This window comes from Tsukamurella conjunctivitidis (assembly GCF_007858475.1).
Classification (GTDB): Bacteria; Actinomycetota; Actinomycetes; order Mycobacteriales; family Mycobacteriaceae; genus Tsukamurella; species Tsukamurella conjunctivitidis.
Window position 1 is genome coordinate 312,337 of sequence record NZ_VIGX01000001.1, and the last position, 13,411, is coordinate 325,747.

Sequence of the window (13,411 nt, forward strand, 5' to 3'; positions counted from 1 at the left end):
AGGCATGTCGGGAGCTGCATGGACCAGTCGACGGATCGTCCGACCACTTCGCGGGGGCGCTTCGCCCGGGGCGCGTTCGCCCTTCTTGCGGCGGGGGCGCTCGCCCTCGGCGCCGCGGGCTGCGACGACGGCGGCGCGGACACTCCGGCCGCGTCGGTCACCCTCCCCGCCACCTTCCCGAAGAACGAGGTGCCGATCGTCGACGGCAACCTCATCGACGCGGGGGAGCGCTCGCAGGGCGGCGTCACCGTCTTCAACGTGACCGTGCAGGCGGGCGACGGCGGATACGACACCGCGAAGAAGAAGCTGGCCGACGCCGGGTTCACCGCGCTGGGTGCGGGGGCCGGCGCCCCCGACAACGCCTCGCAGTCCGCACAGTTCTCCGGCAAGGGCTACGTCGTCACGGTGAGTTCCGTCCAGGCCGGCGCCGTCCCCAACGCCGTCTTCTACTCCGTCAGCAAGATCTAGGTCGCCCGACGGTCCGCGTAGGCCTGCAGATCCGCGACCTGCGCGGGATCCAGCGACGGCCGTACCGCCTTCCGCGCCGCCTCGACGTCCGCCGCGGTGACGGTCGCCGCGTCCAGGTCGCGCCGCATCGCGGTGAGCGCGGCCTCGCGCAGCAGCGCGCTGCAGTCCGCGGCGGAATAGCCGTCCAACTGCTCGGCCAGCGCCGGGAGGTCTACGTCGTCGGCCAGCGGGATCGACCGCGAGCTGGTCCGCAGGATCTCCGCGCGCGCCTCGGCGTCCGGCGGCGGCACGAAGATCAGCCGCTCCAACCGGCCGGGCCGCAGCAGCGCGGGGTCCACGAGGTCGGGGCGGTTCGTCGCGCCCAGCACCACCACGTCGCGCAGGGGCTCGGCACCGTCGAGCTCGGTGAGCAGCGCGGCGACGACCTTGTCGCCCACCCCTGAGTCGCTCGACTGCCCGCGCCGCGGGGCCAGCGCGTCCACCTCGTCGAGGAAGATCAGCGACGGTGCGCTGCCGCGGGCCCGGGCGAACAGGTCGCGGACGGCCTTCTCCGACTCGCCGACCCACTTGTTCATCAGCTCGGCGCCCTTGACCGCGTGCACCGACAGTTGGCCCGACGCGGCGAGCGCCCGCACGACGAAGGTCTTGCCGCAGCCGGGCGGGCCGTAGAGCAGCACGCCGCGCGGCGGCTCGACGCCCAGTCGCGCGAAGGTGTCGGGGTGGCGCAGCGGCCACAGCACCGTCTCGGTGAGGGCCTGCTTGGTCTCGACCATGTCACCCACGTCGTCGAGGGTGACTGACCCGACGGAGACCTCCTCCGTGGCCGACCGCGACACCGGCCGGATCACGCCGAGCGCGCCGAGCAGGTCGGGCTGGGTGATGGCGATCCGCTCGTCGGTCCCGACGACCCGCGCCGCGGCCCGTAGCGCACCCTCGCGGCACAGCGCCGCGAGGTCGGCGGCCACGAAACCGGGCGCCCGCAGGGCGACCTCGTGCAGGTCCAGCTCCGAGGTCGGAGCCTCCCGCAGGAGCAGCTCCAGGAGCTGCTCGCGCTCCTTGGCATCCGGCAGGTCGACGGTGACCGTGCGCTCGGCCAGGTCGGGCTCGCGCAACCGCGAGTCGAGCTCGCCGGGCGCCGAGGTGGTCGCGAGCAGTGCGACCCGCGGCGTGGCGACGGCCCGCCGCAGCTCGTCGAGGATCATCGTCGACACCGGCTCGCGGGTGGCGGGCAGCAGCGCCTCCACATCGCGCACCAGCAGCGCCGCACCGGAACCATCGACGTGTTCCCGCACGCGGGCCACCGCATCGCGCACCCGCTCCAGCCGCGCCTGCGGCTCGAGCGCGCCGGTCAGGGCACCGTCGAGCTCGACGAGGGGCCGCGGAGCCACGACGGACCGCGCGACGGTGGCCTTGCCGCCGCCGGTCGGGCCGGTGATGAGCACGCCGAGGCGGGCGGGCGCGCCCAGCTTCTCGAGGAGCTCCGGCTCGTCGAGGGCCAACGAGAGCCACTCGGTGAGCCGCCGGACCGCACCGTCGGCGCCGACCAGGTCCCCGACGGGCCGCACGGCCGGGGTCTCCACGTCGGGCACCTCCTCCGTGAAGGTCACGACCGCGGCGCCGGACGCGGCGCCGGACGACGAGCCCACCGGAGCGGCGGCGGGCACGGCTGCGCCCTGATCGTCGGCCCAGAGCACCGCGGAGTTCGGCTGCACCGAGACCGGCCCCTGCGAGGGTTCGACCGCGACCACCGTGAGCAGCTCGTTCGTCCAGGTGATCCCGACGAGCCGCGACAGCTGCTGCACCGCCTCCGCGGTCGACGTGCCGGGACCGAGATCGCGCGGCAGCAGCGAGACGCTGTCGCCGGGCATCATCACCTTGCCGAGCAACGCCTGCCGCAGGGCGGCGCCGTCGAGCGCATTGCGGGTCAGCGCGCTGCCGCGCAACAGGACACGCTTGGCGCCGTAGACGGTGGCGGGCGCGATCACGACGGTCGCGTCCTCGCGGAGGCCGCAGTTGGCGATCGTCAGCTCGTCGAGGAGCGCGATCCCCGGGGCGGAACCGGCGGGCGCGGCGGCGACGACCGCGGCCGTGCGGCGCGCGCCGAGCAGTTCGACGCCGTCCCACTCGCGCAGGCCGAGCGCCGCGAGGGCCTCGGGGTGGATGCGGACGATGCCTCGCCGCGCCTCGAGGGCAGAGGTCTGCAGGCGGACGGTGAGCGAGAGGTTCGACACCCGATCCACACTAGTTCGCTGCACCGCCCGGCGGCGGGGTGCGGCGGGAGCCGGTCAGTCCTCGCGGGTCGGCCGGCGCAGGCCGAGCCGGGCGGCGGTGCGACGACCGCCGCGGCCGGCGGTCGCGGCGCGACGGTGCGGCCGCACCGGCCGGCGCTGCTCGCGCCGCATCGCACGGCGCTCCGCGGGCTTGCGGTCCCAGGCCTCCGGCCGCGCGGTCACCCACCGCTTGGACCGCCAGGCGAAGGGGATGTGCAGCAGGTAGATCGCGATCACCAGGAGCAGCGCGATGTACGGGTAGGTGAGGATCAGCGCCGCAAGGCCGGCCACCGCCACGAGTACGCCGGCCGCCTTCGCGGGCTGCACCGTCATGGTCTTGAAGCTGGAGGTCGGGATGCGGGAGACGGTGAGCGCGGCGACGAACAGCGTCCACACCGCGACCATCGGCGTGCTCACCCACCAGCCGTCGCCCCACTCCTGCTGGGCGGCCAGCGGTGCCATCACCAGTAGCGCCCCGGCGGGCGCGGGGACGCCGACGAAGAAGTCCTTGGTGTACGCGGGGGCCGTCGGGTCGGCGGCGAGCGTGTTGAACCGGGCCAGCCGCAGCACCATCGCCACGACGTACAGCAGCGCCACGATCCATCCGGCGGGCGAGCCGGGGAAGCACACGAAGTAGAGGATCAGTGCGGGGGTGACGCCGAAGTTGATGGCGTCGGCGAGCGAGTCGAGTTCGGCGCCGATCCGGGTGGAGGCGCCCAGCAGGCGCGCCACGCGGCCGTCGAGGCCGTCGAGGATCGCGGCGATGACGACCAGCATGATCGCCAGGTCGACCTTGCCGTCCGCGGCGAACCGCACGCCCGTCAGACCCGCGCAGAGCGCGGCCACCGTCAGCATCGACGGCAGGATCATGACGCCGACGGGGCGGTGCTGGACGCCGGGGGACTCGGTCACGGCAGGCGCGCGATCACGGTCTCGGCGGCGACCGCGCGCTGTCCGCTGTAGACGGTCAGCTCGGTGCCGGCGGGGAAGTAGGTGTCGACCCGGGAGCCGAAGCGGATGATGCCGTACGTCTCGCCGAGCTCCAGGCTGTCGCCGGGCGCGCAGTCGGTGCGGATGCGCCGCGCCACGAGGCCGGCGATCTGCACGACGCCCACCGGCCCGTGCTCGGTCGCGAGGCGCACCGAGGTGCGCTCGTTCCGGTCGCTGGCGTCGGGGAGGTCGGCCGGAAGGAACTTGCCGTCGGTGTGCACCACGGAATCGACGACCCCGGCGAGTGGCGCGCGCTGCACGTGCGCGTCGAAGACCGAGAGGAAGATCGACACCCGGGGCAGCGGCTGATCGCCCAGGCCGAGCTCGCGCGGCGGCACGTGCTCGTCGACGAGGGTCACCTCGCCGTCGGCGGGGGCCACCGCGGCGCCCTCGGTGGTGGGCACCACGCGGGCGGGGTGCCGGAAGAAGCCGGCGCACGCCGCCGCGGTGAGCAGGGCGGGCACCCGGATCCAGCTCCTGCGATAGCCCACCGCCGCGACCCCGAGGGAACCCGCGATGAACGGGGTCCCCGCGGGGTGCAGCGGCGGAACGGTGTGCCGGATCAGCTCGGCGATGTGCTCGATACCGGTGGAGTGCTCGGTCAGATGCCCGTCGACCGGCGTGCGAGGTCGGCGCGCCACCTAACGTCCCTTCGATGCAGTGCTCATGTCGGGGGACATTCTGTCACCCGACGGTGCTATCCCTTGCGTCCGGTGACCAGCTTCACGATGAACAGCAGGATGCACGCGCCCGCGACCGCTGTGAAGAAGGTGAACCAGTAGCCGCCGCCCTTCACGTCGATCCCCAGCTTGGTGAGGATGAAACCACCGGCGACGCCGCCGATGATGCCGACCACGACGTTGAGGATGAAGCCCATCTGCTTGTCGGTGCCCATGAACTTGCTGGCGATCCAGCCGGCGAGGCCGCCGATGACGATCCATCCGATCCACCCGACCTTGTCGGGGGTGAAGGAAGCTGCGATGAGTGCGTCGGCGTACTGGGTGATCATGTGGTGCCTCCTAGTGAGTGCCATCCAGGACGATCAAGTCCACCGGGGCGCCCGCGGCCAGATGCTCGACCTCGGCGGGCACGTCCAGCAGGCAATTCGCCTGTGACAGCCATCGTAGGTAGTGCGAACCCGGACCGCCGAGAACCGAGACCGAATCGGTACCGTCGTCCTTCTCGGCGACGAGTCCGCGCAGGTACTGGCGCTTCCCCGGGATCGAGGCGACGGGCTCGGCGAGCCGTGCGGTGCGTCGCGGGCGGTCCGGCAGCCCCATCGCGGCGCGCAGCGCCGGCCGTAGGAACACCTCGAAGGAGACCAGGGCGCTCACCGGGTTGCCGGGGAAGGTCACGAACGGGACCCGCGCGCCGTCGTCGAATCCGACGGTGCCGCAGCCCTGCGGCATGCCCGGCTGCATCGCGACCTTGACGAAGTCGACACCGCGCGAGGCCAGGGCCTCCTTGACCACCTCGTAGGCGCCGGCGCTGACGCCGCCGCTGGTCACGACGAGGTCGACGCCGCCGGCGGCCACCCGCTCGGCGAGGCGGCCCAGCAGCGCGTCGGGGTGGTCGGCGACGAAGCGCAGCACCTCCGCGGTCGCCCCGGCCTCCCGGATCGCGCTCGCGAGCATCGGAGCGTTCGACTCGTAGATCTGCCCCGGTCGCAGCGGCGTACCGGGTTCCACCAGCTCGGAGCCGGTCGACAGCACGGCGACGTGCGGCGGCGCGAAGACGGGCACCGCCGTCAGGCCCAGGGCCGCCGCCAGCCCGACGACGGCCGGGCCCACGGTCTCCCCGCCGCGCAGTGCGACCTCTCCGGTCTCGATGTCGCTGCCCGCGGCGCGGAAGAACCGGCCGGGCTCGGGCGCCTCGTCGATCCGGACCCGGTCGATACCGGCGTCGGTCCGCTCGACGGGGACGACGGCGTCGGCGCCGTCGGGCACGGGCGCGCCGGTCATGATGCGGCACGCGGAACCGGGCGGGAGCGGGGGCACGTCGGTCCGGCCGGCGGGCACGTCGAAGGCGACGGGCAGCACGGCGCCGGCCGCGGCGTCGGCGGCGTGCACCGCGTAGCCGTCCATCGCGGAGTTGGTGAACGGCGGGAGCGACAGCGGCGCGACCACATCGCGCGCGAGGGTGAGGCCGACGGCGCCCTCGGGCGGCAGGTCGACGACCCGCTGCCGCGGGACCAGCGCGGCGACGGCCGCGCGGTGCTCGTCGACGGATCTCACGCGGTGCCCAGCCGGCTGAGCAGCAGCGCCTCGGCGAGCGCGGTGCGCCGCAGCTCAGCGGGATCGACGGACTCGTTGGGCGCGTGGATCCGGCACTGCGGCTCCTCGACGCCGAGGAGCGCGATCTCGGCCTGCGGGGCGGCCCTGCGCAGCTGCGTGCAGAGCGGGATCGAGCCGCCCTGGCCGCTGAAGGCGACCTCCGCACCGTCGTAGGCCTCGACGAGCGCTTCCTGCAGCACCCGGTAGGCGGGGCCCGTGGTCTCGGCGGCGAAGGGCTCGCCCACGGATTCGACGACGGCGTCCACGTGCGCACCCCACGGGGCGTGGCTCCGCAGGTGCGCGACGAGGAGCTCGCCCGCCCGGTGCGGGTCGGTGCCGGGCGGAACCCGCAGATTCAGCAGAGCGGCGGCGCGGGGCTGGATCGCGGCGGCGGCGGTAGCGGTCGCGGGTGCGTCGAGGCCGATGACGGTGACCGCGGGCCGTGCCCACAGCTGGTCGGCGATGGTGCCGGACCCGAGGATCGCGGTGTCGTCGTAGATCGCGGCGTCGGCGGCGAACTGGGCCGGATCGTAGGGCTCGCCGGCCCACCGCGCGGAGTTGTCGAGTCCGTCGATCGTGGTGTTGCCGAAGCCGTCGCGCAGGGTCGCGAGCAGCGCGATCAGGGCGGCGAGGGCGTCGGGGGCGGCGCCGCCGAAGGCACCGGAGTGGAGGTCGGAGGTGCCGGTGCCGAGCTCGACGCGCACGCTCGCGACGCCGCGCAGCGAGGTGGTCAGCGTCGGGCGGCCGACGGCGACGTTGCCGGTGTCGCCGATGACGATGAGGTCCGCCTGCGCCAGTTCCGGTCGCTCGGCGACGAGGTCGTCGAGGCCCGCGCCGCCGCCCTCCTCGGAGCCCTCGATGATGATCCGCACGCCCACGGGGAAGGAGCCGTCCGCGCCGCGGACCGCCCGGAGCGCGGTGAGATGCGCGACGAGGTTGCCCTTGCAGTCGGCGGATCCGCGGCCGTACCAGCGCTCCGAGCCGTCGGCGCCGGGGCGGGTGGTGAGCGTGAACGGATCGGAGTCCCAGGCCTCGCGCGGGCCGGGCGGCTGCACGTCGTGGTGGCTGTAGAGCAGCACCGTCGGGGCGCCTTCGGGGGCGGGCGTGTGCCCGACGATCGCGATGGACCCGTCCGACGTGGTGACCTGCTCGATCCCCGCGATCCCCGCGTCCGCGAAGGCCTTCGCCACCCACGCCGCCGAGGCCGTGTTGGGCTCGGCGCCGAACTCGGGGGAGTCGTGCACGGACGGGTGCGCCACCAGTTCCGCCAGGTCCGACCTGGCCCTGTCCATGAGGTTCTCGACGGTCTCCCGCAGGCTGCGCTCGGTCATCGGCTCACCCTAGCGCGGCTTAAGTGTGCTGCGAGCGGGTCGTGGTTCACTTAGGTGAACTCTGGAGGAGGCAATCCATGCTGCGTAGGTCGCTGAGCGTGGCGGGGGCCGCGCTGCTGCTCGCGGGCTGTTCGACGACGGTGCCGGGCTCGCCGGTCGCCGACCCGTCGGGCGTGCCCAAGCCGGACACGGGGTCCTACGCGACCGCCCCGCGCCAGATCGCACCGATGACGGAGAAGGTGCAGATCGCCGCCGAGGGCTTCCGGATGATGGAGATCATCCCGCTCGCGACGGAGATCGACGGTGCCGTCCGCTACGGCAGGACGCCGGGCGTCGGGCGGATGTCGCCGGTCGTCAAGTCGGTGTACGGCGAAGGGGTCGGCGTCGCGCTCGCCGACCACGAGGTGGGGGTGTACACCTCGACCTCGGACCGGGCGCCCGGCTCCGACGCTGCGGGGCTGGGCAACAACCTGGTCCTGGGCCTGTTCCGGTTCAAGGACGAGGCCGCCGCGCGGGCCGCCGCCGCATCGCCCGCGGTCCTCGCGGAGGACAAGAGCAGCGGAAGCGCCGCGCCGACGCCGAAGCAGACCGTCGAGGTCCCGCGATACGCCGCGGCGAAGGCCTACTCGAAGACCTACGGGGGGTCGAAGTCCATCGTCGGGGTCCTGGCGAGTGGACGATTCGTCCTCGCCGCGTACACGCGGGGACCCGTCGAGCAGATCGCGAAGTTCTTCGATCTGCAGCTCGCCGCCCTCAAGGGTTTCGTCCCGACGCCCGCCGACAAGTTCTCCACCCTCACGCGCGACCACGACGACCTGCTGCAGTACACGCTCGCCGAGGAGAGCCCCACGGTCTATCAGGCCACCTTCAAGGCCCGGGCCATCATCAACGCCCAAACCGACGTCGCCGCCGCGGTGAAGGACTTCGCCGATGCCGGGGTGGACTACATCGCCAACGCCGGCAACACGGTCACCCGCGCCCGCGACGCGGCCGGAGCGACGCTGCTCGCGGGGCGTTTCATCGACCAGACCCGGAGCATGCACGCCGGCGCGACCGAGACGTCGGTCCGCGGGGTACCCGGCGGCCGTTGCCTGACGTACCCCACCTACACGAGCTCGAAGGACACCAGGACCTACTGCGTGGTGCCCGTCGGCCGGTACCTGGCCGAGGTGACCGACGGCCAGGACGCGCGGGCCAAGCAGGCGATCGGCGCCTCGTACCTGATCCTGCAGCAGGCGAAATGAAAGCGGGGCCGAACCCTCTGGCGGCGCTCGCGGCGGCGTCCCTTCTTCTGGCGGGATGCTCGACGACGGTGGTCGGTACCCCCGTCGCCGATCCCGCCGCCGTACCGAAGCCCGAGACCGGCTCGTTCGGGACCACGGTGCGCACCCTCGGCCCGACGGCCCAGGCCGACGGGGAGGCTCTTGAGGGCTTCCGGATGGCGGAGACGATCCCGCGCATCGACGGGATCGATCCCGCGATGCACTACCGGGGGCAGGTGAAATCGACCGCGCGCGCCTCGATCCGGGAGGGCGTCGGCCTGGCCTTCGGCAAGGCCGCCGCGGACGTCATCGGCACGAAGCCCGAGGTCTGGGTCACGGTCGCGGCGACGTCGCTGGTGCAGGGGGCCAAGTACGACGCCAAGGCCCGCGAGAACCGTGCGCAGGTGGCGGTCATGCGGATGGCGAGCCCGGACGACGCCCGCGCCGTCGTGGGCCCGGGCCTGCGTGCCGTCGAGAGGGCAGTGACGGGCGAGGGCGTGGACAAGGTCGAGGCCCGGATCCCGGGGTACGACGCGGCCGTCGCCTACACCGAGAGTTACCCGTTCACAGGCGACTTCAGGAGTGCTTTCCTGGCGTACAAGCAGTACGTGATCGGCGTCCAGGGCACTTTCTCGGTCGACCAGATCCGGACGTACTTCGATCGACAGACCACGGCGCTCGACGGGTTCCGTCCGACGCCCGTGGAGAAGGTGACCACGCTTCAGCGCGACGCCGAGGGCGTCGCACGACTGACGCTCGCACCGGCCCAGGGCGACGGCGGGTACGCCCTCCCCGCCCGGACCGCCCTGCTCGGCCAGACGGATGTCACACGGTCGGAGAAGACCTTCGCCGCTGCGGGCGTCGACGTGCTCGGGGTCGGCGGGAGCACCGTCTACCGGGCTCGCGACGCGGAGGGGGCGCAGCACGTCCTGGCCGAATTCCTCGACGAGAACAGCAAGGCGTTCACGGAGGTGGAGACGGAGAAGGTGACGGGAGCGCCGGGCGCGACCTGCCTGACCTATGCGCCGTACGAGGGCTCGAACTCCAGGGCCACCTGGTGCGCGATCGCCGTGGGGCGGTACATGACGGAGATATCCTCGTCGCAGCGTCGGCTGGCGGTGCAGGGGATCGGCGCGGCGTATCTGGTCCTGCGGGACGCGAAATGAGGAGAACGATGAAGAAGTCTCTGGCGGCGCTCGCGGCCGCGTCCCTGTTCCTGGCGGGGTGTTCGTCGACGGTGGCGGGCACCCCCGTCGCGGACCCCTCCGGCGTGCCCAAACCCGAGACCGGCTCGTTCGCGACCACGGCGCGCACCATCGGGCCGACGTCCCAGAGCGACGGGGAGGCGCTGGAGGGCTATCGGATGTCGGAGGTCGTCCCGTACCTCTACGAGATCGACCAGACGATGCACTTCCGCGGCGACGTGAACACGGGCGCGCGGGAGTCGATCCAGCGCGGCGTGAAGAACCTGTTCGGGCAGGCCGCCGCCGACGCCGTGGGCGTCAAGCCCGAGGTCTGGGTCTCGGTCGGCGCGGGCGACACCGCGCAGGGGACGAAGTACGACGCGAACAAGAAGCAGCGGGGCGAGACCGTCGCTCTGCTGCGGATGGCGAACGCCGGCGACGCGTCCGCGGTCGTCGGTGCGGGGCTCCTTGCGGCGGAGAAGGATTCGGCGGGCAAGGACGAACCGGCGAAGGTGGCGACGAGGGTCCCCGGCTACGACGCGGCGATCGCCTACACCCAGACCTACCCCTACGCGGGCACGGCGACCGTCGCCTTCCTGGCGTACAAGCAGTTCGTGATCGGCGCCTTCGGCGACCTGTCCGTGGACCAGCTGCGCACCTTCTTCGACCGGCAGACCAAGGCGCTCGACGGTTTCCAACCGACGCCGCTCGACAAGGTGAGCACTCTGCAGCGCGACCCGGAGGGCGTCGCGAAGCTGACCTTGGCCCCGTCGCAGGGCGAGGGCGGGTTCGCGGTGCCCGCGCGGTCCGCCGTGTTGCGGCAGACCGACGTCGCCCGCTCCGCGAAGACCTTCGCCGACGCGGGCGTCGACGTGGTGGGCAGCGGTGCCAGCACCGTCTACCGGGCCAAGGACGAGAAGGGCGCGCAGCACGTCATCGACGAGTTCGCGGACGAGAACCGCAAGGCGTTCACCAAGGTCGAGGAGGAGAAGGTGAAGGGTGCGCCCGGCGCGCTGTGCCTGACCTACGCGACCTATGAGGGCTCGACGCGGAAGAACACCTGGTGCGTGGTCGCGGTCGGCAGGTACGTGGCGGAGGTGGTCGTGGACCAGCGTCAGCAGGCGATCCAGGGGATCGGTGCCGCCTACCTGATCCTCAAGAACAACACCTGATCCACGGAAACGAGAAGGGGCGCACCCGCCGGGTGCGCCCCTTCGTCGGTCTCGGGGAGGCTACTTCGCCTCGGACTCGGTCTTGATGTGCGAGAGGGTCTGCTTCATGCCGACCAGCAGGCCGCGCTCGAAGTCCTCGTTACCGCCGAGAAGGGCTCCGACGAGGATGCTGCTCACGGCGGTGGTCTTCCCGCCCGCGGCCTCGCGGCGCTCGACGACGGTGGTCTTGTCGCCGTCGGGCACCAGGGTGAAGCTCCAGATCGTGTGGTTCTCCGCCACCCGGAACGCGACGCGCTCGTTCGGCGTGAACTCGGTGACCTGGGTGTTGGTCGGCCAGACCTTCCACCCCTGACGGTTGATGTTCAGCATGCGGGTGCCCACCTTGAGCGGGCCGCCGAACACGAACACCTTCTTGCATTGCGGGCTGCGACGGCCCATCGCCTCGAGGTCGGACACGACCGACCAGACCTTCTCCACGGGCGCGTCGATCACGACGCTCGACTCCAGAACGGGGGTTGCCATGACCGGATCCTACCCAGGGGTAGGAAAGGTCCGTGCAGCCAGCGGCGAACGACCTTGCACTCGACCCTGCCGAGTGCTAGAAACGACTTAGCACTCGGATTACGTGAGTGCTAGGTCGAAGAGGTGAGACCGGGCCCTGTGCGCAACCCGCGCAGGTGACACGCCGGGTCGTCCGTCGCGGGCATCGAATCGACCTAGAAGACGTGTCCAAAGTACGGGCCGAACCGGCCCCTATCTGGAGGAATCACTTCGCAATGGCCAAGATCATCGCGTTCGACGAAGAGGCCCGCCGCGGCCTCGAGCGGGGCCTGAACGCCCTCGCCGACGCCGTCAAGGTGACGCTCGGCCCCAAGGGCCGCAACGTCGTGCTGGAGAAGAAGTGGGGCGCCCCCACGATCACCAACGACGGTGTTTCCATCGCCAAGGAGATCGAGCTCGAGGATCCCTACGAGAAGATCGGCGCCGAGCTCGTCAAGGAGGTCGCCAAGAAGACCGACGACGTCGCGGGCGACGGCACCACCACCGCCACCGTTCTGGCCCAGGCGCTCGTGCGCGAGGGCCTGCGCAACGTGGCCGCGGGCGCGAACCCGCTGGGCCTCAAGCGGGGCATCGAGAAGGCCGTCGAGGCCGTCTCCGAGCACCTGCTGAAGGCCGCCAAGGAGGTCGAGACCAAGGAGCAGATCGCTGCTACCGCGGGCATCTCGGCCGGCGACCCCGCCATCGGCGAGCTGATCGCCGAGGCCATGGACAAGGTCGGCAAGGAAGGCGTCATCACCGTCGAGGAGAGCAACACCTTCGGTCTCCAGCTGGAGCTCACCGAGGGCATGCGCTTCGACAAGGGCTTCATCTCGGGCTACTTCGCCACCGACGCCGAGCGTCAGGAGGCCGTGCTCGAGGACGCCTACGTGCTGCTCGTCTCGGGCAAGATCTCGACCGTGAAGGACCTGCTGCCGCTGCTGGAGAAGGTCATCCAGTCGGGCAAGCCGCTCGCGATCATCGCCGAGGACGTCGAGGGCGAGGCCCTGTCGACGCTCATCGTCAACAAGATCCGCGGCACCTTCAAGTCGGTCGCCATCAAGGCCCCCGGCTTCGGCGATCGTCGCAAGGCGATGCTGCAGGACATGGCCATCCTCACCGGTGGCCAGGTCATCTCCGAGGAGATCGGCCTGTCGCTCGACACCGCCGGCCTCGAGGTCCTGGGCCAGGCGCGCCAGGTCGTCGTCACCAAGGACGAGACCACCATCGTCGACGGTGCCGGTTCCAAGGAGCAGATCGAGGGCCGCGTTTCGCAGATCCGCGCCGAGATCGACAACAGCGACTCGGACTACGACCGGGAGAAGCTGCAGGAGCGCCTCGCGAAGCTGGCCGGCGGCGTCGCCGTCATCAAGGCCGGTGCCGCCACCGAGGTCGAGCTCAAGGAGCGCAAGCACCGCATCGAGGATGCCGTGCGCAACGCCAAGGCCGCCGTCGAGGAGGGCATCGTCGCCGGTGGTGGCGCTGCTCTCGCGCAGTCGGGCACCGTCTTCGACAGCCTCGCTCTCGAGGGTGACGAGGCCACCGGCGCGAACATCGTCAAGGTCGCGCTGGACGCTCCCGTCAAGCAGATCGCCGTCAATGCCGGCCTCGAGCCCGGTGTCGTCGCCGAGAAGGTCCGCAACTCGCCCGCCGGCACCGGCCTCAACGCCGCCACCGGTGTGTACGAGGACCTGCTGGCGGCCGGCATCAACGACCCGGTGAAGGTCACCCGCTCGGCGCTGCAGAACGCAGCCTCGATCGCGGCGCTGTTCCTCACCACCGAGGCCGTCGTCGCCGACAAGCCGGAGAAGGCCGGTGCCCCGGTCGATCCGACCGGCGGCATGGGCGGCATGGACTTCTAAGTCCAGCCACCCGGCTAGGAATTCCGGGCCCGGCATCGTCGTTTCGACGGTGCCGGGCCCGC

General features: G+C 71.9%; 12 protein-coding genes. 5 read left to right on the top strand and 7 right to left on the bottom strand.

Translation table 11 applies throughout. The features are described from left to right. The first annotated feature begins 18 nt into the window (after positions 1–18). A complete protein-coding gene (locus tag FK530_RS01475) occupies positions 19–468 on the top strand; it encodes a hypothetical protein (RefSeq protein ID WP_146485208.1) in 450 nt (149 codons plus the stop codon). Here the strand turns inward: FK530_RS01475 and FK530_RS01480 are convergent. The 6 genes from FK530_RS01480 to FK530_RS01505 are packed head-to-tail and all read right to left on the bottom strand — an operon-like array spanning position 465 to position 7,332. Further along, a complete protein-coding gene (locus tag FK530_RS01480) occupies positions 465–2,699 on the bottom strand; it encodes an AAA family ATPase (RefSeq protein ID WP_146485209.1) in 2,235 nt (744 codons plus the stop codon). The genes FK530_RS01475 and FK530_RS01480 overlap by 4 nt on opposite strands. A gap of 54 nt (positions 2,700–2,753) precedes the next feature. Continuing rightward, positions 2,754–3,608, bottom strand: a complete 855-nt coding sequence (locus FK530_RS01485; protein WP_146485615.1) for a CDP-alcohol phosphatidyltransferase family protein — start codon at positions 3,606–3,608, stop codon at positions 2,754–2,756. A 38-nt stretch (positions 3,609–3,646) separates the two neighbouring features. Beyond that, on the bottom strand, positions 3,647–4,369 hold the full coding sequence (locus FK530_RS01490) for a phosphatidylserine decarboxylase (protein ID WP_146485210.1): 723 nt from the start codon (positions 4,367–4,369) through the stop codon (positions 3,647–3,649). Between the two features lie 56 nt (positions 4,370–4,425). Then, positions 4,426–4,737 (bottom strand): GlsB/YeaQ/YmgE family stress response membrane protein, encoded by a 312-nt coding sequence (locus tag FK530_RS01495; RefSeq protein ID WP_068533557.1) that lies wholly within the window; start codon positions 4,735–4,737, stop codon positions 4,426–4,428. Positions 4,738–4,747: 10 nt separating this feature from the next. After that, positions 4,748–5,962 (bottom strand): molybdopterin molybdotransferase MoeA, encoded by a 1,215-nt coding sequence (locus FK530_RS01500; RefSeq protein WP_146485211.1) that lies wholly within the window; start codon positions 5,960–5,962, stop codon positions 4,748–4,750. Continuing rightward, entirely contained in the window at positions 5,959–7,332 is a 1,374-nt protein-coding gene (locus FK530_RS01505) for a M20/M25/M40 family metallo-hydrolase (protein WP_146485212.1), read from the bottom strand. The genes FK530_RS01500 and FK530_RS01505 overlap by 4 nt, the downstream gene beginning before the upstream one ends. Before the next feature lie 77 nt (positions 7,333–7,409). On the opposite strand from FK530_RS01505, the gene FK530_RS25725 reads away from it, so the two are divergent. Genes FK530_RS25725 through FK530_RS01515 form a run of 3 tightly spaced genes read left to right on the top strand, consistent with a single transcriptional unit; the run spans position 7,410 to position 10,950 of the window. Then, the gene (locus FK530_RS25725; protein ID WP_158645001.1) at positions 7,410–8,576 is read left to right on the top strand and encodes a DUF7373 family lipoprotein; all 1,167 of its coding nucleotides are present in this window, start codon (positions 7,410–7,412) and stop codon (positions 8,574–8,576) included. Beyond that, positions 8,573–9,760 carry a DUF7373 family lipoprotein gene (locus tag FK530_RS01510; RefSeq protein WP_146485213.1) on the top strand — a complete coding sequence of 396 codons (1,188 nt, stop codon included), beginning with the start codon at positions 8,573–8,575 and terminating at the stop codon, positions 9,758–9,760. The genes FK530_RS25725 and FK530_RS01510 overlap by 4 nt, the downstream gene beginning before the upstream one ends. An 8-nt stretch (positions 9,761–9,768) precedes the next feature. Beyond that, entirely contained in the window at positions 9,769–10,950 is a 1,182-nt protein-coding gene (locus tag FK530_RS01515; RefSeq protein WP_146485214.1) for a DUF7373 family lipoprotein, read from the top strand. 60 nt (positions 10,951–11,010) lie between these two features. Here the strand turns inward: FK530_RS01515 and FK530_RS01520 are convergent, their stop codons facing one another. Continuing rightward, positions 11,011–11,472 carry an SRPBCC family protein gene (locus FK530_RS01520; RefSeq protein ID WP_146485215.1) on the bottom strand — a complete coding sequence of 154 codons (462 nt, stop codon included), beginning with the start codon at positions 11,470–11,472 and terminating at the stop codon, positions 11,011–11,013. A 254-nt stretch (positions 11,473–11,726) separates the two neighbouring features. Here FK530_RS01520 and groL point away from each other — a divergent pair, with 254 nt between their 5' ends. Beyond that, complete coding sequence (gene groL / locus FK530_RS01525; RefSeq protein WP_146485216.1) at positions 11,727–13,349, top strand: chaperonin GroEL; 1,623 nt, start codon at positions 11,727–11,729, stop codon at positions 13,347–13,349. Positions 13,350–13,411 lie beyond the last annotated feature (62 nt).